Genomic DNA, 23834 nt, shown 5'->3' on the forward strand with positions numbered 1-23834 from the left:
GAACGCCCGCGGGACGATGATGTCCCGCGGGCGTTCCGTCGCGGAGCGTCAGCCGAGGGCGGTGAAGCGCAGGAGGATCGTGCGGGCCTCGGGGCGCAGCTGGAAGTCGGGCCACACGTCGGGACCGCAGGCGCGCGAGCCGAGACCGTGCTGGGCCGCGTCGATGGTGAGGACCGAGCGGCTCGACTCCGGGAGCTCGTGCGGATGACCCGCGGCGGTCAGCTCGTGCGCGGTGTGGCGGGCGAGCGTGAAGCCGGGGAGCCGTCCGTGCAGGTCGGCGGCGGCTTCGATCCGGAGGCGCGGCGAGCCTCCGGAATGCAGGATCAGCTCGCGCAGCGCACTCCGGTGCCCGTTCTCCTGCGGGCGCGCGTAGGTGGTCGCGAGCTCGTCGATGCCGGACGAGAAGCGGCCGACGCGGGCGGCGCGCAGGCTGTCGGGGTACGACTCGCGAGGGCCGGTGCCGAACCACTCCGCCGCGTCGACGGACGCCGGGAGGTCGAGCCGGATGCCGAGCCGGGGCCAGACGGAGCCCCAGCCGCGGGTCGGCGCGAGGTCGACCCGCAGGACGACGGCGTCGCCGTCGGTGCTCCAGCGCTCCTCGACCAGCAGTGCCGCGTCGAGGTCGGCGGCCGACCAGCGGGTGCGGCGTCGGACTCCGTCGGAGGTGTCGAGCTCCTCGATGCGGCCGATCAGGCGGTCGAGGCCGGCCTCCCGCCAGAGAGAGGCGGAGGAGGGCGCCACCGTGCCGCGTCCGTCGCCGGCCCACGGGTCCTCGTCGACGTAGCCCGGGAAGCCGGCGCCCTCGTCGTTGTCGGTCGGTGCTCGCCACAGCTCGGCGCGCGGGCCGTCGACCGCGAGCCCGGCGAGCGAGACGAGCCGCCCGTGCCGGAAGGCGGCGGGGCCGAGCGTGCCTGATCCGTCGAGCGCTCCTCCGCGCCGCGACCGCGCCCAGTAGGGAGTCGCCGCGGGAGCCGAGAGCCGGCGCTGCCCGGTCGCGAGCACGTGCCCCTCCTCGGCCCAGGCGGTCGCCGACGCGAGAACGACGTCGACCGTGAGCCAGGCCTCTCCTCCGGACGGCACGTCGAGCGGAGGCGGCACGAGCCGCGCGGAGTCGCCCGCCGCGATCGCGGGGGCGTCGAGGGTCCCCTCCGCCGTCACGCGCCCGTCGAGCTCGAGCCGCCAGGCGAAGCGCAGGTCGGCGGTGGAGGCGGTGTGCCGGCGGTTCTCGACGAGCACGGCGTCCTCGCCGACGCTCACGCGCACCGGCGAGACGATCTGCTTCCACTCGAAGAGGCCGGGGCTCGGCGTGCTGTCCGAGAGCACCATGCCGTCCATCACGAAGTTGCCGTCGTGCACGACCTCGCCGAAGTCGCCGCCGTACGCGTAGTACTCGACGCCATCGGCAGTCGTGGCGCGGAGGCCGTGGTCGCGCCACTCCCAGACGAAGCCGCCGTGCAGGCGCGGGTAGCGGTCGACGAGGTCCTCGTACTGGTCGATCGCGCCCGGGCCGTTGCCCATCGCGTGGACGTACTCGCAGAGCAGGAACGGCTTGGTGCGCTGACGCGCCGACTCGCCCGCGGTGCAGCCCAGGAGGATCGAGCGCGAGTCGTCGCGGCCGATCCGCTCGGTCTCGGGGATCGAGGAGTACATCCGCGAGTACACGTCGGTGTAGGCACCGGTGTAGTCGCCCTCGTAGTGCACGGGGCGCTCGGGATCGCGGCCGTGCACCCAGGCCGACATCGCGGCGAGGTTCGATCCCGTGCCGGCCTCGTTGCCGAGCGACCAGATCACGATGCTCGGGTGGTTCTTGTCGCGCTCGAGCGTGCGCTCGACCCGGTCGAGGTACGCTTCGCGCCAGGCGGGGTCGTCGCTCGGGTTGCCCGCCCAGTCGTAGCGCGCGAAGCCGTGGGTCTCGAGGTCGCACTCGAGGATCACCCAGAAGCCCAGCTCGTCGGCGAGGTCGAGCAGGCGCGGGTGCGGCGGGTAGTGGCTGGTGCGGATCGCGTTGACGTTGAACCGCTTCATCATCGCGAGGTCGGCGCGGGCGAAGTCCTCGTCGAAGACGCGACCGCGGTCGGGGTGCGTCTCGTGGCGGTTGACGCCGTGGAAGACGACTCGGGAGCCGTTCACGAGGAACCGGTCGCCGCGGATCTCGACCGTGCGGAAGCCCAGACGGAGCGAGACGGTCTCGCCCGCGGAGGCGAGCTCGGCGTCGTACAGACGCGGCACCTCCGCCGACCACGGCTCGACGGCGGGCACCTCGATCGGAGTGACGTCGTCGGCCGTGGCCCAGACCGTCTCGATGCCGAGCTCGGGGACGCGCAGCGTGACGGGGAACGCCTCCGCCTCGGCCCTGATCTCGGTCTCGAGCCGGCCGGCGCCCTCCGAGTAGGAGGCGCGCACCCAGGCGTCCTCGATCCCGCCGGTGGGACGCGCGAGCAGGTGCACCGAGCGGAAGATCCCCGGCAGCCACCACTGGTCCTGATCCTCGACGTAGCTCGACGCCGACCACTGATGCACCCGGACGACGACCAGGTTCTCGCCCGGCCGCACCGCCCCGGTCACATCGAACTCCTGCGCGAGACGGCTGCCGGAGCCGATGCCGATCTCGACGCCGTTGACCCAGACCCGGTAGCGCGACTCGACCCCGTCGAACCGCAGGACGATCGCGGCGGCGTCGCTCCACGACTCCGGCACCTGGAACGAGCGCCGGTAGTCGCCGGTCGGATTCTCATCGGGGACGAACGGCGGCTCGGTCGCGAAGGGGAACTGCACGTTCGTGTAGGCGGGGCGGCCGTATCGGCCGTCGCCCTCGAGGACCCAGTGCGCGGGGACCGTCAGCAGCTCCCAACCGGAGTCGTCGAAGGACTCGCCCCCGACGTCGTCCACTCCCTCGCCGTCGGGCAGCACGCCGAGACCCCCGAGCGTCCCCGGAGCGGCGGGGAGCAGGCGGAAGCGCCACTCCCCGTCGAGGGTGAGCGCAGGAGCATCGGTGTGCAGCCACGACCGGGCGGGCCGGCGGAGGCCGGATCCGGGACCGGTATCGGTGAGGTAGTGGGCGGTCGTCGGGGGAGTCGTCACTTCACGGAGCCTTCCGTCAGGCCGCCGCGCCAGAAGCGCTGCAGCACGATCATGGCGATGGCGAGCGGGATGATCGACAGCAGCACGCCGCCGGTCGTCAGCTCGTAGAACTCGGGCAGGCGATCGACCTGACTGAGCCAGTTGTTGAGACCGAGTGTGATGGGGAACAGGTTCGTGTCCGAGAGCATCACGAGCGGCAGGAAGTAGTTGTTCCAGATCCCGACGAGCTGGAAGAGGAACACGGTCACCAGCGCCGGGGTCAGGATGCGCAGGCCCAGCGTGTGGAAGATGCGCAACTCGCTCGCGCCGTCGATCCGAGCCGCCTCGATGATCGCCGTGTCGACCGTCGCCTGCGCGTAGATGCGGCAGAGGAAGAGGCCGAACGGAGAGACCAGCGAGGGGATCAGCACGCTCCAGTAGGTGTTCGCGATCCCCATCTGGCTGAAGAGGAGGAACAGGGGCAGCGCCGTCGCGGTCCCCGGGACCAGGACGCCCGCGAGGATGGTGCCGAAGACGAGCTTGCTGCCCTTGAACTCGTACTTCGCCAACGCGTAGCCGCCCGCCGCCGCGAGGTACGTCGCGAGCAGTGCGCCGACTCCGGCGTAGAGCACCGAGTTGAGGAACCAGCGGACGAAGATGCCGCCGTCGTAGGTCAGCACCTGGCGGAGGTTGTCCCAGAGCGCGAAGGTCGGCGCGAACCAGAAGCCGTAGGTGGCGAAGAGGTCCTCGGTGGTCTTGGTCGCCGCGACGACGACCCAGTAGACGGGGACCAGGAAGTAGACGGCGACGATGACGAGGATCGCGGTGACGATGATCGTCGAGGCGCGGTTGCGGCCCGCCGATCGGTCGGGGCCGCGGGCGGGACGCACGGGGCGGTCGGCGGTGACCACTCCGGTCGTCGTCGTGGGCTGCTCGGTGCGCTCGACCGTGCTCATGAGGACTTCCTGTTCGAGATCGAGAGGAACGTGAACGAGAGGATGAACGCGACCAGCGCGATCAGGACGGCCTGCGCGGCGGCGACGTTGTAGTCGTTGTAGGCGAAGGCGGTCGTATAGGCGCTGAGGTTGGGCGTGTACTGGCTGTCGATCGCGGGAGCCACGGTCTTGAGCACCTGCGCCTCGGCGAAGAGCTGCAGCGTGCCGATGATCGAGAAGATCGTCGTGAGCACGAGGGCGGGGCGGATGAGCGGCAGCTGGATGCTGCGCGCGACGCGCCAGGTGGAGGCTCCGTCGACCTTCGCGGCCTCGTAGAGCTCGACCGGGATCGCCTTCAGCTGGGCGACGATGATCAGCATGTTGTAGCCGGTGTAGCTCCAGAGCGAGATGTTCGCGATCGACCACAGCACCGAGTTCGCTCCGAGGAAGTCGGGCTCGAGCCCGACGACGTTCGCCGCGTCGATGATCGGGCTCAGCCCCGGCACGTAGAGGAACGACCAGAGGATCGTGGCGATGACTCCGGGGACCCCGTAGGGCAGGAAGTACGCCGCGCGGAAGAAGCCGGGCATCCGGGCGGAGGCCGACTCGAGCATCAGCGCGAGCACCGTGCAGAGCGCGATCATGATCGGCACCTGGACGATGCCGAAGAGGAACATCCGGCCGATGGAGGCGATGAAGTTGCCGTCGGCGAGGGCCTGCGCGTAGTTGTCGAAGCCCGCGAACCCGCTCGTCACTCCGGCCTCGCCGAACAGGCCCGAGCGGGTCACCTTGGTGAAGCTCGAGCCGATCGCGACGACGATCGGGATGATGAAGGTGAGGACGAAGAGCGCCAGGAAGGGCGCCAGGAGGATCCACGGAGCGCGGCCGACGGCGCGACTGCGCGTGGTCGGTCTGCCCGAGGTGGCCGCGACGGCGGCGGCTGCGGGGGACGTCGTGGTCGTCATGCCGATGCCTTCCTGATGCTGAGGCCCTTGTTCTCGAAGACCGTGATGATCTGGTTCTCGGCCTCGGCGACCGCGTCGACGAGCGACGTGCCGGACGCCTTCTTGCGGAAGCCGTCGCTGAGGATGTTGAACGACTGCTGGGTGACGGGCCACCACGACCAGTCGGGGTTCTGCTCCTTCGAGGCGGGCACCATGACGTCCTCGTTGTAGTTCTCGCCGCTGAAGAACTCGCTCGGCTCCTGCCGGGTGGTGCCGATCTCGCCGACGGCGGGCGACCAGCCGATGCCGCTGTTGGCGATCATCGCGTCGATGCCCTCCTGCGAGGTGGTCATCCAGACGGCGAACTCGAGAGCCTCCTGCGGGTGCTTGCTGCTCGCGAAGACCGCCGCGGTCGACCCGCCGAGGAAGCTCGAGCCGAAGCCCGTGTCGCCCCAGGTCGGCATCGGCGCCACCTTCCACTTGCCCGAGCCGCCGCTGACACCCTGGATGAGGGCGTCGCCCCAGCTGCCGGTGGTGCACGAGGCGATCCCACCGCTCGCGGCCGCCGCGAACCAGGCGGGGGAGTAGGCGCCGTAGCCGGTCTGCACGAGGTCCTGGTCGATGGCGGTGTCGAAGAACTGCGCGACCTGCGTCGTCGCGTCGTCGGTCATGTCGATGACCCAGCCGTCGTCCTCCGCCTTCAGCCACTGCGCCCCGGCCTGCGTCGCGAAGGCGGCGAAGACGGAGGCGTCGGCGAGCGGGAAGCAGTCGATGTAGGAGTCGACGCCGCGCAGCTCGGTGGCGACCGCGGCCCACTCGTCCCAGGTCGCGGGGGCGGCCGCGCCGACCTTGTCGAGGATCTCGGGCTGGTAGAAGAACGCCATGGGGCCGCTGTCCTGCGGGATCCCGTAGACGCCTCCGGTGTAGCTGACCTGGCCCCAGAGCGTGGGGTCGTACCGGTCGGCGTACTGCTCGGCACCGTAGCGGTTGAGGTCGACGAGTCCGTTGACGAGCATGAACTCGGGCAGCGAGCGCATCTCGACCTGGCCGATGTCGGGGCCGCCACCGGCGGCGAGGGCCGAGTAGAGCTTCTGGTACCCGCCGGCGTTGCCGCCGGGGATCCAGACCGCGTCGACCTGCACGTTCGGGTTCGAGGCGTTCCAGACGTCGCAGACCTTCTGCAGATCCTTGAGCCACGCCCAGTACTGCAGGCGGATCGGTCCGCTCGCGGCGGGGATCGCCGCCGCGGTGTTGACCGAGACGGTGCCGGGGGTGGCGCAGGCCGTGAGCCCGCCGAGTGCCGCGGTGCCGAGTCCGGCGGCGATGAGCTGTCTCCGTGTGAACGGTGTCACTGTCCCTCACTTCATCGTGGTGGAGTTCCGCGACGCTGCGCCGCGGATGCTTCGGACGCTATCACAAAGTCGAGTAGCCACTCGAAATTCGTTTGGCGACCGCGTCCCGAGGCGTGGAACGCGCGCTACGCTGAGCGGTCCGAGGGGTAGACGGCCTCCCGGGGCGCGAGGAGCAGCGATGACGGAGGCGGTCCCCACGCGGAGTGCGCGCCGCGGCCCGTACGCCAAGTCGGCCGAGCGGAGGCGCAGCATCATCGCGGCGGCGCACGCCGTCTTCGCGGCACGCGGCTACGCCCGCGGCTCGCTGCAGGACGTCGCCGACCGGGTCGGCCTCAGCCAGACCAGCCTGCTGCACTACTTCCCGACGAAGAACGAGCTGCTGCTCGCCGTGCTCGAGCACCGCGACCTGATCACGGGCGACGGCTCGTCGCCGCCCGACCCCCAGGAAGGGCTCGTCGCGGGGATCCTGCGCCAGACCCGCTACAACGAGACCGCGCCCGGAGTGATCGAGCTCTACGCGGTGCTGTGCGGCGAGTCGACGACCGACGAGCATCCGGGGCGCGAGTTCTTCGCTCGACGCTTCGGGAGGCTCCGCGCCGAGTACACCTCGGAGCTGCTCGCACTGCGCGACGCGGGGCGGCTGCGCGAGGGCGCGGACCCCGAGCGGGTCGCAGCGTCGATCATCGCTCTGTGGGACGGCATCCAGCTGCAGTGGCTGCTCGACCACGACGCGGTCGACATGGTGGCGTGCCTGGCCGACTACCTCGACCTGGTGATCCTGCCGGCGCCGCCGCAGGTCCCACCCGGCCGATCCGTCACGAACGGCTCGTCCGACTCGGTGTGAGGAGCCGTTCGTGACGGATCGATCGTGCCGGCGGCACGGGGATCAGGGCAGGAGGCGCGTCGGACCGCGGAAGAGGTAGGTGACCTCGCGGAGGTTGGCCTGCTGAAGCATCAGCATGATGACGCGCGACAGGCCCATGCCGAAGCCGCCGTGCGGCGGCACGCCGTAGCGGAAGAAGTCGAGGTAGAAGCCGAGCTCCTCGGGGTCGAGGCCCTTCTCGCGCGCCTGCTCGACGAGGACGTCGATGCGGTGCTCGCGCTGGGCGCCGGTCGAGATCTCGACTCCGTTGTAGATGAGGTCGTAGCTGTTGGTGATCGTCCCGTCGCCCTCGCGGCGCATGTGGTAGAACGGCCGGATGCTCGAGGCGTAGTCGGTCAGGAACACGAAGTCGTGACCGAACTCCTCCTGCACGTACGCCGCGATGCGGCGCTCGCCCTCGGGGTCCATGTCGTCGTCGGCGCGCGGCACCTCGTAGCCGCGCTCGGCGACGATGCGCTTGGCCTCGGCGAGCGGGATGCGCGGGAACGGCGTGGTCGGCACCGTGAGATCGATGTCGAAGAGCGCCTTCACCTCGGCGCCGTGCTTGGCGACGACGGCGGTGAGCCCCGCGACGATGAGCTGCTCGTGCAGCTCCATGACGTCCTCGTGCGAGTCGATCCACGAGACCTCGGAGTCGACGCTCGTGAACTCGGTCGCGTGCCGCGAGGTGAAGCTCGGGTCGGCCCGGAACGCGGGCCCGACCTCGAACACCTTGCCGAAGCCCGCGGGCTGCGCCATCTGCTTGAAGAACTGCGGGCTCTGCGCGAGGTAGGCCTTGGTCTCGAAGTACTCGACCTCGAAGAGCTCGGCGCGCGACTCCGAGGCGCTCGCCATCAGCTTCGGGGTGTGGATCTCGATGAAGTCGTTGTCGACCCAGTAGGTGCGCAGGGCGTGCTCGAACGTGGTCTGCACGCGGGCGATCAGGTTCTGCTCGGGGCGGCGCAGGTCGAGGAAGCGCCAGTCCATGCGCTTGTCGATGCCGGAATCGGGGGCGATGGGAGCCTCCGGAATCGACTCGGACACGATCTCGAGCGTCTCGAGCTTGACCTCGATGCCGCCGAGCTTGACGCGCTCGTCGTGCTTGAGCGCGCCGGTGACCGTGATGAACGAGCCCTGCGCGAGGCCGGAGATGGTCTCGGTGATCGCGAGCCTGGCTGCGGAGGCGTCATCGCCTTCGACCGCCTCGCGGATCGCGGGGTTCACCAGCTGCACGGCGCCCGACTCGTCGCGGAGGACGACGAACTGCACCTTCTTCTGATCGCGCACGGTCTCGACCCAGCCGGAGACGCGCACCGGCCCGTCTTCGAGGGCGGCGAGCTTCTTGACGGTGGTTCGGGGGAGGCGGGTCGCGTCGGTCACGGTAGGGGAGTCTACTCGCGAGGGTTCGCGGAGCGGTCCTCCAGCTACCATCCCCGCATGAGCACCGCACTGATCACCGGAGCGTCCAGCGGCATCGGCGCCGCCTTCGCCCGCGCGTTCGCCGAGAGGGGGTGGAGCCTCGTGCTGGTCGCCCGCGGCGAGCAGCGGCTCCAGGAGGCGGCGCGCGCCTTCGAGGCGCTCGGCGCTCCCCACGTCGAGGTCCTCGCGGCCGACCTCAGTGATCGCGAGCACGTCGAGCGGGTGCGCGCTCGGGTGGCCGACCGTGAGAACCCGATCCGGGTCCTCGTCAACAACGCCGGCTTCGGCATCGACGGCAGCTTCTCCGAGCCCGACATGGAGGCGCAGGACGAGGCGTTCGAGGTGATGGTCCGCTCCGTCGCGGTGCTCTCGGGAGCGGCGGCGGAGGCGATGACCGCGCGTGGGCAGGGCGCGATCCTCACCGTGTCGAGCGTCGCCGGCTTCGTGCACCTCGGCCCCTACTCGGCGGTGAAGGCCTGGGCGACGGCGTTCACGCAGTCGCTGGCCGTCGAGCTGCGCGGCACGGGCGTCCGGGCGGCGGCGCTCTGTCCCGGATGGGTGCGCACCGAGTTCCACGAGCGCGCGGCGATGGACACCTCCTCCATTCCGGAGGCGCTGTGGCTCGACGCCGATGAGGTGGTCGAGGAGTTCCTCCGCGACGTCGCGCGAGGCAGCGTGGTGTCGGTGCCGTCGTGGCGGTTCGGGGTGCCGGTCGCGGTCGCGAGGCACCTGCCCGACGCGCTGGTCCGCCGCATCTCGTCGGCGGTCCTCGCGAGGCGCTGACCGCGCCACCGGGCGCGTCGCCGACCCTGAGTGCGGCTCCGGCTCAGGCGTCCCTTTCCCGGCGTTCGCCCACGCCGCGTTCCGTACACTTGACGCTCGTGGTTGCCGATCAGATCCATCTCGTGCGGCACGGCGAGGTGTTCAACCCCGACCGGGTCCTCTACGGGCGACTCCCGAACTTCCGGCTCTCCGAGCTCGGCCACCGGATGGCCCGCGCGGCGGCCGACGACCTGCTCGAGCGGCGTCGACACGTGACCGCGCTGATCGCCTCCCCGCTGCAGCGCACGCGGGAGTCGGCGCAGCCGATCTCGCAGGCGTTCGAGCTCGAGGTGGGCATCGACGAGCGGATCATCGAGCCCTCCAACCGCTTCGAGGGCAAGCGCATGGAGGCGCGCGCCTCGGCGCTGCGGAACCCGCGCAGCTGGCCGTGGCTCCGCAACCCCTTCGAGCCCAGCTGGGGTGAGCCCTACCTCTCGATCTCGGCGCGGATGTACGCCGCGATGGAGTCGGCCTGGGAGTCGACCGTCGAGGGTGACGTCGCCCTCGTCAGCCACCAGCTCCCGATCTGGACAGCCCACCGCGCCATCGCCGGCGAGCGGCTCTTCCACGACCCCCGCAAGCGCCGTTGCGCGCTCTCGAGCATCACCACGTTCGAGCGCAGCGGCGACCGCTTCGTCGAGGTCGGCTACTCCGACCCCGCGGGCGGGCTCCAGGGTCTCGCGACCGACGTCGGAGCCGTCTGATGGCGCGGCTCCGCGCGGCGGCAGTGCTGGCTCTCGCGGCCGCTCTCGTGCTCTCGGGCTGCACCGAGGACAAGCTCGCGACGCAGTACCGAGTCGGCGACAACAAGGGCTACATCTCCGGAGACGGGACCGTCACCGAGATCGCCTCGGCCGATCGCGACGAGCCGATCGTCTTCTCCGGGACCGACGAGAACGGCGAGAGCATCGACTCCGCCGACCTCGCCGGCCGCGTCGTGGTCGTCAACTTCTGGTATGCCAGCTGCGCCCCGTGCCGTGCCGAGGCGGCGGACCTCGAGTCGGTGAACACGGAGTTCGCCGGCCAGGACGTCTCGTTCGTCGGCGTCAACGTGCGCGACCAGGCGCCGACCGCGGCCGCCTTCGCCGAGACCTACGAGCTCACCTACCCCTCGATCGTCGACGTCGACGGATCCACCCAGCTCGCCTTCTCGGGCAAGGTGCCGCCGAACGCGGTTCCGACCACCCTCGTCCTCGACAAGGAGGGGCGCGTCGCCTCGCGCATCCTCGGCCAGATCCAGGAGGCGTCGATCCTCTCGACGCTCGTGGGCGACACGCTCGCGGAACCGGAGTAGCCGCGTGGGCGACATCGTCATCAGCGGACAGCTGCTCCTCGCGGTGCCGATCGCGCTCCTCGCCGGACTGGTGTCGTTCGCGTCGCCGTGCGTGCTCCCGCTCGTGCCCGGCTACCTCGCCTACGTGGGCGGCTTCACCGACGCCGACGAGCGCGCGGCGCGTGGCCGCCGCCGGGTGGTGCTCGGCGTGCTGCTCTTCGTACTCGGCTTCTCACTCGTGTTCGTGCTCTACGGGACCGCGGCCGGCTCGATCGGCTTCTGGATGCAGCGCTACAGCGACGTCATCACGCGCGTGCTCGGCGTGGTCGTCATCGCGATGGGGCTCGTCTTCATCGGGCAGTTCTCGTTCCTCCAGCGGACGCTGCGCCCGAGCATCCGTCCCGCGACCGGGCTCATCGGAGCGCCGCTGCTGGGAATCGTCTTCGGCATCGGCTGGACGCCGTGCCTCGGCCCGACGCTCAGCTCGATCCTCGCGCTGGGGCTCGGAGCCGGCTCACCGTGGCGGGGCGCTCTCCTCGCGCTGATGTACTGCCTCGGCCTCGGGCTGCCGTTCCTGCTCGTGGCGTTCGGCTTCAGCTGGGTCACCACCGCCCTCGCCGTCGTGAAGCGGCACATCCGCGCGATCAACATCGCCGGAGGCGTCGCCCTCGTCCTGATCGGAGTGCTCATGGTGACCGGGATCTGGAACACCCTCGTCTACGGATCCCTCGCAGGGGTGATCAATGGCTTCCAGCCCGCGATCTGAGCCCGGGGCGCGATCCGACCCCGGCACGTCGGTCGACGGCGACGCCGCGCAGAAGCGTGCCGACGCGACCTTCCGCCCCGCCGACCACTTCGACTCCGACGCCGACGCGATCACGCAGCCCAAGCTGGGCCTCACCGGCTGGCTGCGCTGGATGTGGCGGCAGCTCACGAGCATGCGCACGGCGCTGTTCCTCCTGCTACTGCTGGCGATCGCGGCGGTGCCCGGCTCGCTCGTGCCGCAGCGCTCCTCCGACCCGAACGGCGTCACCCAGTACTTCGTCGACAACCCCGATCTGGCGCCGCTGCTCGACAAGGTGCAGGCGTTCGACACCTACACCTCGGCCTGGTTCTCGAGCATCTACCTGCTGCTGTTCATCTCGCTGATCGGCTGCATCATCCCGCGCACGAAGCACCACTTCGAGGCCATGCGCTCGCGGCCGCCGCGCACCCCCGCGCGCCTGCAGCGTCTCGCCGGGTACACCGTGCGCGAGGTCGGCGGCGCGAGCGAGGCCGAGGCGATCGACTCCGCCCACGCCGTGCTGCGTCGCGCGGGCTACCGCGTCGAGCGGTACGACGACCCCCGCGGGCGCTGGACGAGCGTGTCGGCCGAGCGCGGCTACCTCCGCGAGACCGGCAACCTCGTGTTCCACTCCGCGCTGGTCGGGATCCTCGTCGCGGTCGGAGTCGGCGGCGGATTCGGCTACAGCGGCCAGCGCGTGCTCGTCGAGGGCGGGCAGGGCTTCGCGAACAACCTCGCCGCCTACGACTCGTTCAACCCGGGCCGCTTCTTCGACAGCAGCCAGCTCGACCCGTATCAGCTGACGCTCGACAGCCTCGACGTGAAGTACGAGGAGCAGAACCAGAAGGCGCTGGGGCAGCCCGTCGACTTCACCGCGAACGTGACCACCACCGAGCGCGGAGGCGGCACCGAGGACCGCACGATCAAGGTCAACGAGCCGCTCGCGATCGGCGGCACCAACGTCTATCTGCTCGGCAACGGCTACGCGCCGACGATCACGGTGCGCGATCCGTCGGGGACGGCGATCTTCACGGATGCGGTGCCGTTCCTCCCGCAGGACGCGAACCTGACCTCGGTCGGCGTCGTGAAGGTGCCCGACGGTCTCGCGGAGCAGATCGGCATGACGGGGTTCTTCTACCCGACGCAGGACGAGCTCGCCTCGGGCGCCTCGACCTCGGTCTTCCCCGACCTGCAGTACCCCGTGCTCTCGCTGAACGTCTTCTCGGGCGACCTCGGCCTCGACGCCGGCGTCCCCACCTCCGTCTACGTGCTCAACGTCGACAAGCTCACCCGGCTCACCGGTGGCACGACCGGGGTCGCCTCGATCGCGCTCAAGCCCGGGCAGACGGCCGACCTCCCGAACGGACTCGGGACGGTGACGTTCGAGAACGTCGGAGCCGACCCCTCCGTCGTCGGGACCGACAGCGTCAAGCGGTTCGCCTCGTTCGACATCCACCACGACGCCACGCAGGGCTGGGTGCTGCTGTTCGCGATCCTGGTGCTCGCGGGGCTGCTGACGTCGCTGTTCGTGCCGCGCCGGCGCGTGTGGGTGAAGGCGACGACGGGATCGGACGGCGCTCTGACGCTCGAGTACGCGGGCCTGGCCCGCGGTGAGGATCCGCAGCTGGTCCGCGCGGTGCGCGAGGTCGCCGACCGGCACGCGCCGCTCGACGCCTCCTGACGGCGTGCCCTGAGCGCTGCCTCCCGGGCCACCGCGCCCCGACCGCACCGCAGAGGAGGAAGGACGCCCTAACCTGTGCGTTCGCGCAGGGGCGGGCTCGGGCCGCAGCGATTACCCTGAAGGAGTGATCGAGACCCTTTCGCAGTACTCCGTGCTGTGCCTCTACTCCGCCATGGGCATCTATGCGCTGGCGTTCATCTTCTTCGCGGTCGACCTCGCCCGCCGCGCCTCGGTCGCCGACGGCGAGTCGATCGAGGTCGTGCAGGAGGCGGAGCGCCTCGCGTCGGCGGCCGCCGCCGACCGTGCGGCGAGCGGCAGGGCGACGGTGGCCGCAGGTTCGGGTCGCACGACCGCGACCCTCTCGCGCCTGGGCAGCCGCGTCGAGGACGAGGTCTACAACGCGCCGGCCCGCTCGAAGGCGATGCGCATCGGCTTCTCGCTCACCCTGCTCGCCTTCGTGCTGCACCTCGGTGCGACCGTGCTCCGCGGAGTCGCGGCCGGCCGCGTGCCGTGGGCCAACATGTACGAGTTCTCGATCACGGGCACCCTCATCATCATCGGCGTGTTCCTCGGCGTGCAGCTGCGCTGGGACCTGCGCTTCCTCGGCGCGTTCATCACCGGCCTCGTCCTGGTGCTGCTCGGAGTCGCGACCGTCAACTACTACGTGGACGTCGTGCCACTGCCACCGGCACTGCAGTCGTACTGGCTCGTGATCCACGTGCTCGTCGCCATCCTCGGCACGGCGTTCTTCGCCCTCGGCTTCGCGCTGTCGGTCACCCAGCTCCTCCAGTCGCGGAGGGAGGCGGAGGGCGAGTCGCCGCGCTCGCTCCTGCGGTTCCTGCGCACGCTGCCCAGCGCGCTCACGCTCGAGAACCTCGCCTACCGCGTCACGATCATCGGCTTCATCCTCTGGACCTTCACGCTCATCGCGGGCGCGGTCTGGGCCGAGAAGGCCTGGGGCCGCTACTGGGGCTGGGACACCAAGGAGGTCTGGACGTTCATCATCTGGACCATCTACGCCGGCTACATCCACGCCCGCGCGACCCGCGGCTGGCGCGGCACCCCCTCGGCCTGGCTCGCGATCATCGGCTTCGCAGCCGTCATGTTCAACTTCGGCGTCGTGAACGTCTTCTTCAAGGGGCTCCACGCCTACTCCGGCCTCGACACCGGCATGTGATCGGCGGGCCCTGGCGGGGCCGCTCGCGGCGTTGTCGGCGACGACCGTAGCGTCGCTACGGCCGACGCCTCCGCCTTGCGATCGACCCCACCAGGACCCGCCGATTCAGGGGGTGCGCTTTCGAGAACCGCACGCGCCTGCGGTGTTCGATCCGTCACGGATGGCGCGTCCGACTCGCTTCAGGGAGCCGTTCGCGCCGGATCGATCGCCCGCCGATGATCCGGCGGGTCTGCTGTCCGCGACCTGCTACTCGGCGGGCACGGCGGCGCCGCCCCTGATCACGTCGATCAGGTGGGGGGCGAAGGGGGCGTCGAGCGCGAGCACGTAGCGGGTGCGGGAGCCCTCGGGGTGCACGTCGCGGTAGATGCCGCGGAGGTCGGGCAGGGTCTGGCCGCGGCCGGGTCCGGTGGTCGCGTCGACCTCGACCGGGACGCGCGGGGCGGAGGCGAGGCTCAGCGCCTCGACGGCGATCGCGGCGGCCATCGGGTCGTGCAGGGCTGCGGTCCGGACGCCGAAGTGGCCCACGTAGAAGTCGAAGTAGAAATCGAGCGCGCGGCCGATCGTCGCGGCGAGCGGGTCGGCAGAGGCGAGCAGCACCGCGCGGTGCTCCTCCGTCATCAGGTGCCGCATGGTCACGTCGAGCGGGACGAGGGTCAGATCCCAGTCGGCGGCGACCACCTCGGCGGCCGCTGCGGGGTCGTGCCAGATGTTCGCCTCCGCCACCGCGCTGATGTTGCCGGGCACGAGCGCCGCCCCGCCCATCACCGTGACCGAGTGCAGCAGCGACGGCAGCTCGGGGTGCTTGCGGAGCGCCAGCGCGATGTTCGTCAGCGGGCCGATCGCGACGAGGCGCAGCTCGCCGGCGTGCTCGCGGGCGAGGCGGAGGAGGAGATCGGCCGGGTCCTCGTCGACCGGCTCGGCGCCGACGGGCAGGTCGACGTCTCCGATGCCGTTGTCGCCGTGCACGTAGGGGGCACCGCCGGCGTACGCCTCCTCGAGGAAGTCGTGCGCCCCGATCGCGACGGGGATGTCGGTGCGGCCGGCGAGCGCGAGCAGGCCGAGGCTGTTCACCGCGGCCTGGCGCGCGTCGGTGTTGCCGCTCACGGTGCTGATGCCGACGAGGTCGGCGAGCGGGGAGCGCAGGAGGTAGGCGAGGGCGAGCGAGTCGTCGATGCCGGTGTCGCAATCGAGGAAGACGGGAACGGCGGGCACGGGTCTCCGATCAGAGGGGGTGGGGGACGCGACGGGCGACGGCGGCCGAGCGCCTCCATTCTGGTCCGTCTGCACCATTCGGTTCACCACGCCGCCGGTAGCCTGGCTGTGCGCGGTCGCCCGTCCGCCGACAGCAGAGGAGGACCGGTGCCGCGTCCCTCGCTCGTCTCGACCGTCGCCGACGCACTGCTCGACGACATCGTGGCGGGCCGCATCCCGATCGGCTCCGAGCTGCCGAGCGAGGCCGAGCTGGCGCTCTCTCACGACGTGAGCCGCGCGACGATGCGCGAGGCGCTCGGGCGTCTGCAGGGTCTCAATGTGATCGACGCGCGGCGGGGCAAGCGGGGGGCCGTGAATCCCGTCGAGCGCTGGACCGACCTCGAGCCGATCCTCCGGGCCACAGCCTCCGGTGTCGACTCGGCGGCGGCGTCACTGCACCTGATCGAGGTGCGCGAGATGATCGAGACCGGCGCGTCCGCCCTCGCCGCCGTCCGCCGCTCCGAGGCCGACCTCGAGCGGATGGAGGCGGAGCTCGAGCGGATGCGCGCCGCACACGACGAGGGCGACCTGGCGGGCTTCGTGGCCGCCGACATCGCCTTCCACGACGTGATCCTCGCCGCGACCGGCAATGTGTTCGTCGCCGCGGTCTTTGCCCCGCTCGCCAAGGTCATGCGGGCGAAGCGCGAGCAGACGTCGGCGCTGGTGCGGATCCAGGAGAACGCACTGGTCAAGCACCGCGCCGTGCTCGACGCGATCCGATCGGGGGACGCGGATGCCTCGCGCGCGGCGATGGCCGACCACATTGCGCAGACGGCCGAGGACCTCCGCCGCTACGTGCTGCCGCCGCCGCGCGACTAGGAGGCGTTCGCCCGCGCGTAGCCGAGCGCTGTCACGACATGTGGACCCCACAGCTCGATCGCTGCGCGGTCGTCGTCGAGGCGCGGCACCGTCACCCACTCCTTGAGCGTCCGGGTGCCCATCACGACGGGCTCGGCGAGGCCCTCCGCGATCAGGTCGAGAGTGTCCTGCCGCGTCAGCTTCACGATGAGCCGGGCGTCGTGGCTGAGGAAGCACACGATCTTCCCGTGGAAGCGGATCGCGGGGGAGCCGAACATCGTCGCGATGTCGACGTCGACGATCCGGCAGTGCTCGATCAGATCCTCGAGCAGGTGGCGACGGGCCTCGATCGGGACGGTCATGCCCGGGATGCTACTGGCTGCCCTTGACGGGCGAGCCGCAACTTGTATGATATCTGACAACCCAGGACGAAGGAGTACCGGTGATCTCGGAAGACACACTGCTCGCGCAGCACCCCGCGGAGGTCCCGGTCGCGGCCGAGTCCGTCGCCCGGACCCGCACCGAGCGCACGCCGATCCTGATCGTGCTCGACGACGACCCCACCGGGACGCAGTCGGTCGCCGACCTCCCCGTTCTGACCGCCTGGAGCGAGGACGACCTGCGCTGGGCCCTGCAGACCGGCGCGCCCGCCGTCTACGTGCTCACGAACACCCGGAGTCTCGCCCCCGAGACGGCCACCGCGCTCACTCGCGAGATCGTCGCGAGCACCCTCGCCGCCTCCCGAGCTCTCGAGGTCCCGGTCACCTTCGTCAGCCGTAGCGACTCGACACTGCGCGGGCACTTCCCGCTCGAGACCGACGAGATCGCGGCGGCGGTCGGTGCCGTCGACGCCGTGATCCTCGTCCCCGCGTTCCCCGACGCGGGCCGCGTGACGATCGGCGGGGTGCACTACATGCGCGGTGCAGAAGGGCTCCAGCCCGTCGCCGAGACCGAGTTCGCCCGCGACTCCACCTTCGGCTACGCCCACTCGGATCTCCGCGAGTGGGTCGAGGAGAAGACCGCCGGACGCTGGACGGCCGAGCAGGTGGTCTCGCTCGACCTCCACACGATCCGCGCCGGTGCCGAGGCGATCTCCGCCGTCCTCGCTCCGCTGCAGGGCGGCGTGCCCGTGGTGGTCGACGCCGTCACCGAGAACGATCTGAGGCTCCTGGCCCTGGGGCTCGCCGCGGCGGAGGAGGCCGGCGCCCGCCTCCTCTACCGCGTCGGTCCGCCGTTCGTGCGCGCCCGCATCGGCCAGGAGGTGCACGCACCGCTCACTGCCGCCGAGATCTTCCCGGAGGAGGCGCCCGCCGGCACCGCTCGCGGCGGTCTCGTCGTCGTCGGCTCGCACGTCGGGCTCACCTCGCGACAGCTGGCGCGTCTCGAGGCGACCGGCACGCTGCAGGCCGTGCTCGAGATCGACGTCGACGCGGCCGTCGACCCGTCGCGTGCCCCGGCGCATCTGGCCACGCTCGTCGAGGAGGCGGTGACCGCCCTCCGCGACGGTGACGTGGCGGTGCACACCAGCCGCTCGCTGCGCCGGACCGACGACCCGCAGGAGAGCCTCGACATCTCGCGGCGCGTCTCGGCCGCCGTGGTCGAGGTGGTGCAGGGCGTGCTCGCGCAGCTGCGTCCGCGGTTCGTGATCGCGAAGGGCGGCATCACGTCGAGCGACGTCGCCTCGAAGGGCCTCGCCGTCCGCCGCGCGATCGTGCGCGGCCCGATGCTCCCCGGGATCGTCTCGCTGTGGGAGCCCGTCGACGGCCCCGCCGCGGGCGTCCCCTACATCGTGTTCGCCGGCAACGTCGGCGACGACGACTCGCTCGCGCGGGTCGCCGCGACCCTCAGCGCCCCTGCGCTCTGACCCGCTCGACCCCGCTGACCCTTCGACCCCTCAGGAGACCCTCGTGCCCGCCTACACCGTCGCCGTCCTCGGACTCGGCGCCATGGGACTCCCCATGGCCACGCGTCTCGCCGGCTCCCTCACCGTCCACGGCTTCGACATCGCCGAGCCGCGACTCGAGCTGGCGCGCGAGGCGGGAATCCGCCCGTTCGCCTCCGCTCGAGAGGCGGTGGCCGGCGCCGACGCCACCCTCCTCGCCGTGCGCAACAGCGCCCAGCTGCGCGAGGTGCTCTTCGGCGGCACGGAGACGGAGGGGATCGCCACCGCGCTCGTCCCCGGCTCCGTCGTCATCATGACCAGCACTGTCGGCATCACCGACGTCGTCGACGTGGCGGCGGCGCTCGCCGAGCACGGTGTCGAGCTGGTCGACGCGCCGCTCAGCGGCGGCCCCGTCCGCGCGGGCCAGGGGGATCTGCTGATCGTCGTGGGCGCGACTCCGGCCGCGCGCGAGAAGGCGCAGCCGGTGCTCGACCTGCTCGCGTCGACGCTGAGCGTCATCGGCGATCGACCCGGAGACGGTCAGGCCTTCAAGACCGTCAACCAGCTGCTCTGCGGAGTGCACATCGCCGCCGGCGCAGAGGCCCTGGCGCTCGCGGCGAAGCTGGGACTCGACCCCGCGGCGACCCTCGAGACGCTGTCGGCCGGCGCGGCGGGCTCCTTCATGCTCGCGAACCGCGGCCCGCGGATGCTGCAGGCCGACGACGAGGGCGGAGCGGAGGTGCTCAGCCGCCTCGACATCTTCGTCAAGGACATGGGGATCGTGACGACGGCCGCGCGCGGGGCGGGTCTCGCGACTCCGGTCGCCGCCGCCGCGGAGCAGCTCTTCCTCCTCGGCGCCGCGCAGGGCCTGGCCGCCGCGGACGACTCCGCTGTCATCTCGGTGATCGCGCCCGGCTGAGCGGCAGAGCTGAACGCCAGAGCCGAGCGTCAGAGCAGTGCGTAGGAGTCGCGCAGCCGCGCCCGCCACCACGCGAGCCGCTCCGGCGAGACGGCGTGGCGCGCGAGCAGATCCTCCGACACCTCGACCCGCTCGACGGCGATCGTCCCGTCGACCGGGCGCAGCGGTCGCTCGGTGACATCGGCCGCCAGGAGCGACGCGGTGCCGAGACCGCAGTCGTAGGGCAGCTCGGGCAGGGCGGCGGCGAGGGCGGCGCCCATGGCGAGCCCGACCGAGCTGTCGAGCGCGCTCGAGACCACGGCGGGCAGTCCCGCCTCCGCGGTGATCGCGAGCGCTCGGCGCACGCCGCCCAGTGGCTGCGCCTTGACGACCAGCAGGTCGGCCGCGCCTGCGCGGGCCACGGCGAGCGGATCGACGGCCTTGCGCACGCTCTCGTCGGCCGCGATCGGGATGCCCATGTACTTCACCCGGTAGCGCAGCTCGGCCAGCTCGTCGACGCTCGCGCAGGGCTGCTCGAGGTACTCGAGGTCCACTCCGGCCATCGCGTGCACGGCGTGCTCGGCCTCGTCGACGTTCCAGGCGCCGTTCGCGTCGATGCGGATGCGGCCCTCCGGCCCGAGGACGCGGCGGACTTCCTCGACCCGCGCGACGTCGTCGGCGAGGGTCTGGCCGCGCTCGGCGACCTTCACCTTGGCCGTGCGGCAGCCGTGGTAGCTCTCGAGGATCGCGGCGACCTCGGCCGGGTCGACCGCGGGCACGGTCGCGTTGACGGGGATGCGGTCGCGCAGCGCGATGGGCTGCTCGTTCCAGCCGTAGTCGAGCGCGGCGCGCAGCCACGCGGCGGACTCCTCGGCACCGTACTCGAGGAACGGCGAGAACTCGGTCCAGCCCTCCGGCCCCCGCACCAGCGCGATCTCGCGGTGATCGACCCCGCGGAAGCGCGTCCGCAGCGGCAGGGACACGACGCGCAGGCCCGCGTCGACCTCGTCGAGGGTGGGGAGGGGGGAGCCGGGCACGTCATCGTCCATGCCGCCATTGTCCTCCGGGTGCGCCGGCGCGCAGAACCGACCAGCCGTCGCCGCCTCCCGGCCACGATCGTGCGCGCTCGCCCACCGTGCGAGACTGGCGGCGCTGCCGCTCGACCCCGGAGGAACGCGATGACCCAGGCCCCGATGAGTCCGCCGCCCGCTCCCGGCCGTCGCCCGCTCGGCACCGCCGGCTGGGTCGCCCTCGCCTCGAGCGCCGTCCTCGGGGTGCTGTACACCGGGACCCTCGGCACGCTGCTCGCGCTCAGCGTCACCGCCGCGGTCGACGTGGCGGGCGACGCCGTGCCGACCGACGTGCCCGGCTTCTCCGATGCGCCCGACGCGGGCGGGGACGCGGGCGACCCGTTCTACGACTACCCCGGCTACCAGGACGGCGACGCGGCGATCGTCCTCGACCAGCCCTCCGCGGAGGCGGCCGTCGCCGCCTCGACCGCGGCCGTCTCCGCCGTCGAGGCGGCCGCGATCGGCGGCTGGGAGTCGGCCGACGACGAGTACTACGAGCGCTCCGACAACGCCTACGGCGGGCCGTCGCTGCTGTACGACTACATCTCGGCCACCGACTACGCCGACGCCGACCTGAGCACCGAGGCCGACAAGCAGGCCGTCGTCGACCTCTTCACCGCGGCGGTCGCGCCTCTCGGCTTCGACTCCGTCGACATCGCCGACACCCCGGCCGACTGGTCGGAGGTCGGCTACGACCTCGACGGCGACCTCACCGATGAGGACGCCTCGGCGACGCTCTGGATCGTGACGGCCTACTCGAGCACCCAGCCCGTCCCCTCGATCGAGCTCGGACTCGTCGACCTCGACGCCGACTCGACGGGCGAGGTCGCGGCGATGCTCGGCGATGTCGGCATCACTCCGCCCGACAACGGCGCCTTCCTCGCGGGCTACGCGAACAGCCTGCTCGAGGAGGGCGACCGCGCGGAGTTCACCGAGCGGATGGCCGACTTCGGCGGAGTCGCCGCGACCTGAGGTACCGGCATCCACCGGTCCCCGCAAGCCCGAGCCGAGCGCTCCCCGGCCGCCTAGCGTGAGGGGATGGCCGAGCACCGAGCGACGAGACCCCTGCGCGACTACGCGGCGATCGGCGATGGGAGGACCGTCGCCCTGATCGCCCGGGACGGCAGCGTCGACTGGATGCCCGTTCCCGATCTCGGCTCCGTCCCCGCGTTCGCGGCGATCATCGACGGGCGCTCCGGCGGCTGCATCGAGCTCGGTCCGGTCGAGCCGGCGGAGGTGTCGCGCGAGTACCTCCGCGACACGAACGTGCTGCAGACCACCTTCACCACCGAGTCCGGGTCCGTCACCGTCACCGACGCACTCGTCACCGGGATCGCCGGCCGCCTCCCGTGGGCCGAGCTCGCGCGGCGCGTCGACGGCGTGTCGGGCGAGGTGCGGATGCGCTGGGCCGTGCGGCCGGGCACCGGTCTCGGCACCATGTCGCCGTGGATCCAGAACGCCGACGGCCGCTCGCTCATCCGCGTCGGGAACATCACGATCGGCGTGACGGGCGACGGCCACGGCCCCGACAGCGACGACGCCCCCTCGGGCGCCGGCGACGAGCTGACCGGATCGTTCACGGTCACGACCGACAAGGGCCGCCACGTGCTCGTCGTCTCGGCCACCCACGACGAGCCGCTGCACTTCCCCGACGCGACGAACGTCGACCGGGGCATCGACCGCACGATCCGAAGCTGGCAGGACTGGTCGGAGGAGTTCTCGTACGACGGCCCCTGGTCGGACGCGGTGCAGCGCAGCGCGCTCGCGCTCAAGCTGCTGATCTACTCGCCCACCGGAGCGATCGCGGCGGCCGCGACCACGTCGCTCCCGGAGTCGCCGAACGGCGGCAAGAACTGGGACTACCGCTTCGCCTGGATCCGCGACGCCGCCTACACGGCGCACGCGCTGGTCCGATTCGGACTGCGGGAGGAGACGCACGCGGCCCTCTCGTGGCTCCTGCGCACGATCAAGGAGCACGGCCCCGACCTGCACATCTTCTACGGACTCGACGGCTCGTTGCCGACCGGGCTCACCGAGTACGACGTTCCGGGCTGGTCGGGCATCGGCCCGGTCGTCTCGGGCAACGGCGCCCAGGATCAGCTGCAGCTCGGCGTCTTCGGCGATCTCTTCGACATCTGCCGCATCTACGTCGACGAGGGCAACGTCCTCGACATCCAGACGGGGCAGCTGCTCTCTCGGGTCGCCGACAGCACGTGCGATCTCTGGCGCAACCGTGACGCGGGCATGTGGGAGCTCGAGGAGGAGCAGCACTACACCTCCTCGAAGATGGGCTGCTGGCAGGCCCTCGACGCGGCCGTGCACCTCGCCGAGCTGGGCCAGGTGCCGGGCAGCGCCGAGCGCTGGCGCTTCGAGCGCGACCGCATCCGCGACTGGATCGAGGAGAACTGCTGGTCGGAGGAGCTCGGCGCCTACGTGATGTACCCGGGCACCGAGGAGCTCGACGCCTCCGTTCTGCTGCACACCACGAGCGGGTACGAGCGCGGCGAGCGGATGATCTCGACGATCGACGCGCTGGTCGCGGAGCTCGGCCGGGGCCCGCTGATGTTCCGCTACTCCGGGATGGAGGGCGAGGAGCACCCGTTCGTCGCCTGCTCCTTCTGGCTCGTCTCCGCGCTGGCCTGCGTCGGCCGGCACGAGGAGGCGATCGCGCTGATGGACGAGCTGGTCGAGACGATCCCGAACGACGTGGGGATCATGTCCGAGATGGTCGCCGTCGACGACCTCGCGTTCTGGGGCAACCTCCCGCAGGGCCTCAGCCACCTCGCGCTGATCAACGCCGCGATCACGATCGAGGAGCTCGCTCCCGACAAGCTCGGCGATCGCTAGACCCGGCGAGGGCTCTGCGCAACCCGCTTGAGCGCCGCGGAGGGGGAGCGTAGACCGGAACCATCGCCTGAGCACGTACCCGGCGATGCCGTGCCGCTCGGCCCCCGCACCGCTCGCATCCGGGAGCCGCCCAGCAGCACCCGTCACACTCGGAGTCGGAGATCCGCACTCCGGCACTGCAAGAGAAAGGATCGGTCCATGACCACCACCCTCGAACGCCACACCGAAGCCCCCGCCGGCTCCGGCGCCAAGACCAGCCGCCGCCAGAACGCCGAGAAGGGCTTCAAGGCCTCCAAGGAGCTGCTCGACAGCCTCCAGATCGTGCTCGTCGACCTGATCGAGCTGCACGTCCAGGGCAAGCAGGCGCACTGGAACGTCGTGGGGAAGAACTTCCGCGACCTCCACCTCCAGCTCGACGAGATCATCGAAGCGGCCCGCGAGTTCAGCGACGACGTCGCCGAGCGGATGCGCGCGCTGCACGGCATCCCGGACGGGCGCAGCGACACCGTCGCCGCGACCACGACGCTGCCCGAGTACCCGCACGGCGAGATCGACACCGCCGAGACGGTCGACCTCGTCACCATCCGCCTCGAGAACACCGCGGCGACCATGCGCGAGGTGCACGACAGCGTCGACGAGGAGGACCCGACCAGCGCGGACCTGCTCCACGCGATCATCCAGAGCCTCGAGCAGTACGCCTGGATGGTGTCGGCCGAGAACCGCCGCACCTCCACCGCGAAGTAACCGCACGGCACTGACGAAGAGGGATCCCGCCACGT

Annotated in this window: 21 protein-coding genes; 13 read left to right on the plus strand and 8 right to left on the minus strand. The window is 71.3% G+C overall.

Features of this window, described 5'->3' with window-relative positions:
• Positions 1-48 precede the first annotated feature (48 nt).
• From ASG06_RS09540 to ASG06_RS09555, 4 genes are read right to left on the minus strand one after another with little or no spacing between them, the layout of a single operon-like run.
• Positions 49-3081, minus strand: coding sequence for a glycoside hydrolase family 2 TIM barrel-domain containing protein (locus ASG06_RS09540; RefSeq protein ID WP_056041439.1), 3033 nt, complete (start codon positions 3079-3081; stop codon positions 49-51).
• Positions 3078-4016, minus strand: a complete 939-nt coding sequence (locus ASG06_RS09545) for a carbohydrate ABC transporter permease (protein ID WP_056041441.1) — start codon at positions 4014-4016, stop codon at positions 3078-3080. The genes ASG06_RS09540 and ASG06_RS09545 overlap by 4 nt, the downstream gene beginning before the upstream one ends.
• Positions 4013-4960, minus strand: coding sequence for a carbohydrate ABC transporter permease (locus ASG06_RS09550; protein WP_056041443.1), 948 nt, complete (start codon positions 4958-4960; stop codon positions 4013-4015). The genes ASG06_RS09545 and ASG06_RS09550 overlap by 4 nt, the downstream gene beginning before the upstream one ends.
• A complete protein-coding gene (locus ASG06_RS09555) occupies positions 4957-6291 on the minus strand; it encodes an ABC transporter substrate-binding protein (RefSeq protein WP_056041446.1) in 1335 nt (444 codons plus the stop codon). The genes ASG06_RS09550 and ASG06_RS09555 overlap by 4 nt, the downstream gene beginning before the upstream one ends.
• A 178-nt stretch (positions 6292-6469) precedes the next feature.
• Here ASG06_RS09555 and ASG06_RS09560 point away from each other — a divergent pair, with 178 nt between their 5' ends.
• A complete protein-coding gene (locus ASG06_RS09560; RefSeq protein ID WP_056041448.1) occupies positions 6470-7135 on the plus strand; it encodes a TetR/AcrR family transcriptional regulator in 666 nt (221 codons plus the stop codon).
• A 42-nt stretch (positions 7136-7177) separates the two neighbouring features.
• Here ASG06_RS09560 and aspS read toward each other — a convergent pair whose 3' ends face one another.
• On the minus strand, positions 7178-8533 hold the full coding sequence (aspS, locus tag ASG06_RS09565; RefSeq protein WP_056041450.1) for an aspartate--tRNA(Asn) ligase: 1356 nt from the start codon (positions 8531-8533) through the stop codon (positions 7178-7180).
• Positions 8534-8590: 57 nt separating this feature from the next.
• Here aspS and ASG06_RS09570 point away from each other — a divergent pair, with 57 nt between their 5' ends.
• The 6 genes from ASG06_RS09570 to ccsB all read left to right on the plus strand — a co-directional run bounded on the left by ASG06_RS09570 (position 8591) and on the right by ccsB (position 14309).
• Positions 8591-9355, plus strand: coding sequence for an SDR family NAD(P)-dependent oxidoreductase (locus ASG06_RS09570; RefSeq protein ID WP_056041452.1), 765 nt, complete (start codon positions 8591-8593; stop codon positions 9353-9355).
• 98 nt (positions 9356-9453) lie between these two features.
• Positions 9454-10098, plus strand: coding sequence for a histidine phosphatase family protein (locus ASG06_RS09575; protein WP_056041454.1), 645 nt, complete (start codon positions 9454-9456; stop codon positions 10096-10098).
• Positions 10098-10688 (plus strand): TlpA family protein disulfide reductase, encoded by a 591-nt coding sequence (locus tag ASG06_RS09580; RefSeq protein ID WP_056041456.1) that lies wholly within the window; start codon positions 10098-10100, stop codon positions 10686-10688. Before ASG06_RS09575 ends, ASG06_RS09580 begins: the two co-directional genes overlap by 1 nt.
• A 4-nt stretch (positions 10689-10692) precedes the next feature.
• Positions 10693-11433 carry a cytochrome c biogenesis CcdA family protein gene (locus ASG06_RS09585; RefSeq protein WP_056041458.1) on the plus strand — a complete coding sequence of 247 codons (741 nt, stop codon included), beginning with the start codon at positions 10693-10695 and terminating at the stop codon, positions 11431-11433.
• The gene (gene resB, locus ASG06_RS09590; protein ID WP_082499106.1) at positions 11411-13132 is read left to right on the plus strand and encodes a cytochrome c biogenesis protein ResB; all 1722 of its coding nucleotides are present in this window, start codon (positions 11411-11413) and stop codon (positions 13130-13132) included. The genes ASG06_RS09585 and resB overlap by 23 nt, the downstream gene beginning before the upstream one ends.
• Positions 13133-13256: 124 nt before the next feature.
• Entirely contained in the window at positions 13257-14309 is a 1053-nt protein-coding gene (gene ccsB, locus ASG06_RS09595; protein ID WP_442965603.1) for a c-type cytochrome biogenesis protein CcsB, read from the plus strand.
• Positions 14310-14555: 246 nt separating this feature from the next.
• On the opposite strand, the gene ASG06_RS09600 is transcribed toward ccsB, so the two are convergent.
• Positions 14556-15521: a nucleoside hydrolase gene (locus tag ASG06_RS09600; RefSeq protein ID WP_056041459.1), complete on the minus strand. Its 966-nt coding sequence runs from the start codon at positions 15519-15521 to the stop codon at positions 14556-14558.
• A 147-nt stretch (positions 15522-15668) separates the two neighbouring features.
• Between ASG06_RS09600 and ASG06_RS09605 the strand changes: the two genes are divergently transcribed.
• Positions 15669-16379 carry a FadR/GntR family transcriptional regulator gene (locus ASG06_RS09605; protein ID WP_056041461.1) on the plus strand — a complete coding sequence of 237 codons (711 nt, stop codon included), beginning with the start codon at positions 15669-15671 and terminating at the stop codon, positions 16377-16379.
• Here the strand turns inward: ASG06_RS09605 and ASG06_RS09610 are convergent.
• A complete protein-coding gene (locus ASG06_RS09610; RefSeq protein ID WP_056041463.1) occupies positions 16376-16720 on the minus strand; it encodes a hypothetical protein in 345 nt (114 codons plus the stop codon). The two genes, ASG06_RS09605 and ASG06_RS09610, sit on opposite strands and share 4 nt — an antisense overlap.
• A gap of 80 nt (positions 16721-16800) precedes the next feature.
• Here ASG06_RS09610 and ASG06_RS09615 point away from each other — a divergent pair, with 80 nt between their 5' ends.
• Both ASG06_RS09615 and ASG06_RS09620 read left to right on the plus strand, forming a co-directional pair.
• Positions 16801-18222 (plus strand): four-carbon acid sugar kinase family protein, encoded by a 1422-nt coding sequence (locus tag ASG06_RS09615; protein WP_056041466.1) that lies wholly within the window; start codon positions 16801-16803, stop codon positions 18220-18222.
• Positions 18223-18265: 43 nt separating this feature from the next.
• Positions 18266-19159 (plus strand): NAD(P)-dependent oxidoreductase, encoded by an 894-nt coding sequence (locus ASG06_RS09620; protein ID WP_268788319.1) that lies wholly within the window; start codon positions 18266-18268, stop codon positions 19157-19159.
• Between the two features lie 29 nt (positions 19160-19188).
• Here ASG06_RS09620 and ASG06_RS09625 read toward each other — a convergent pair whose 3' ends face one another.
• Positions 19189-20187, minus strand: a complete 999-nt coding sequence (locus ASG06_RS09625) for an o-succinylbenzoate synthase (protein WP_056041468.1) — start codon at positions 20185-20187, stop codon at positions 19189-19191.
• Positions 20188-20316: 129 nt separating this feature from the next.
• Here ASG06_RS09625 and ASG06_RS09630 point away from each other — a divergent pair, with 129 nt between their 5' ends.
• From ASG06_RS09630 to ASG06_RS09640, 3 genes are all read left to right on the plus strand, one after another.
• Positions 20317-21180 carry a hypothetical protein gene (locus ASG06_RS09630; protein WP_056041470.1) on the plus strand — a complete coding sequence of 288 codons (864 nt, stop codon included), beginning with the start codon at positions 20317-20319 and terminating at the stop codon, positions 21178-21180.
• Positions 21181-21246: 66 nt separating this feature from the next.
• Entirely contained in the window at positions 21247-23055 is a 1809-nt protein-coding gene (locus ASG06_RS09635) for a glycoside hydrolase family 15 protein (protein ID WP_056041472.1), read from the plus strand.
• A 198-nt stretch (positions 23056-23253) separates the two neighbouring features.
• Entirely contained in the window at positions 23254-23799 is a 546-nt protein-coding gene (locus ASG06_RS09640; RefSeq protein WP_056041474.1) for a Dps family protein, read from the plus strand.
• Positions 23800-23834: the final 35 nt, after the last annotated feature.

Source organism: Rathayibacter sp. Leaf185 (assembly GCF_001423885.1).
Taxonomy (GTDB): Bacteria; Actinomycetota; Actinomycetes; order Actinomycetales; family Microbacteriaceae; genus Rathayibacter.

What these genes read in the sequence shown, in the direction of transcription:
- ASG06_RS09610 (WP_056041463.1), bottom strand. Translation starts at nt 16,720, where the DNA reads ATGACCGTCCCGATCGAGGCCCGTCGCCACCTGCTCGAGGATCTGATC.
- ASG06_RS09625 (WP_056041468.1), bottom strand. Translation starts at nt 20,187, where the DNA reads ATGGACGATGACGTGCCCGGCTCCCCCCTCCCCACCCTCGACGAGGTC.
- ASG06_RS09560 (WP_056041448.1), top strand. Translation starts at nt 6,470, where the DNA reads ATGACGGAGGCGGTCCCCACGCGGAGTGCGCGCCGCGGCCCGTACGCC.
- ASG06_RS09545 (WP_056041441.1), bottom strand. Translation starts at nt 4,016, where the DNA reads ATGAGCACGGTCGAGCGCACCGAGCAGCCCACGACGACGACCGGAGTG.
- ASG06_RS09570 (WP_056041452.1), top strand. Translation starts at nt 8,591, where the DNA reads ATGAGCACCGCACTGATCACCGGAGCGTCCAGCGGCATCGGCGCCGCC.
- ASG06_RS09580 (WP_056041456.1), top strand. Translation starts at nt 10,098, where the DNA reads ATGGCGCGGCTCCGCGCGGCGGCAGTGCTGGCTCTCGCGGCCGCTCTC.
- ASG06_RS09635 (WP_056041472.1), top strand. Translation starts at nt 21,247, where the DNA reads ATGGCCGAGCACCGAGCGACGAGACCCCTGCGCGACTACGCGGCGATC.
- ASG06_RS09630 (WP_056041470.1), top strand. Translation starts at nt 20,317, where the DNA reads ATGACCCAGGCCCCGATGAGTCCGCCGCCCGCTCCCGGCCGTCGCCCG.
- resB (WP_082499106.1), top strand. Translation starts at nt 11,411, where the DNA reads ATGGCTTCCAGCCCGCGATCTGAGCCCGGGGCGCGATCCGACCCCGGC.
- ASG06_RS09550 (WP_056041443.1), bottom strand. Translation starts at nt 4,960, where the DNA reads ATGACGACCACGACGTCCCCCGCAGCCGCCGCCGTCGCGGCCACCTCG.
- ASG06_RS09640 (WP_056041474.1), top strand. Translation starts at nt 23,254, where the DNA reads ATGACCACCACCCTCGAACGCCACACCGAAGCCCCCGCCGGCTCCGGC.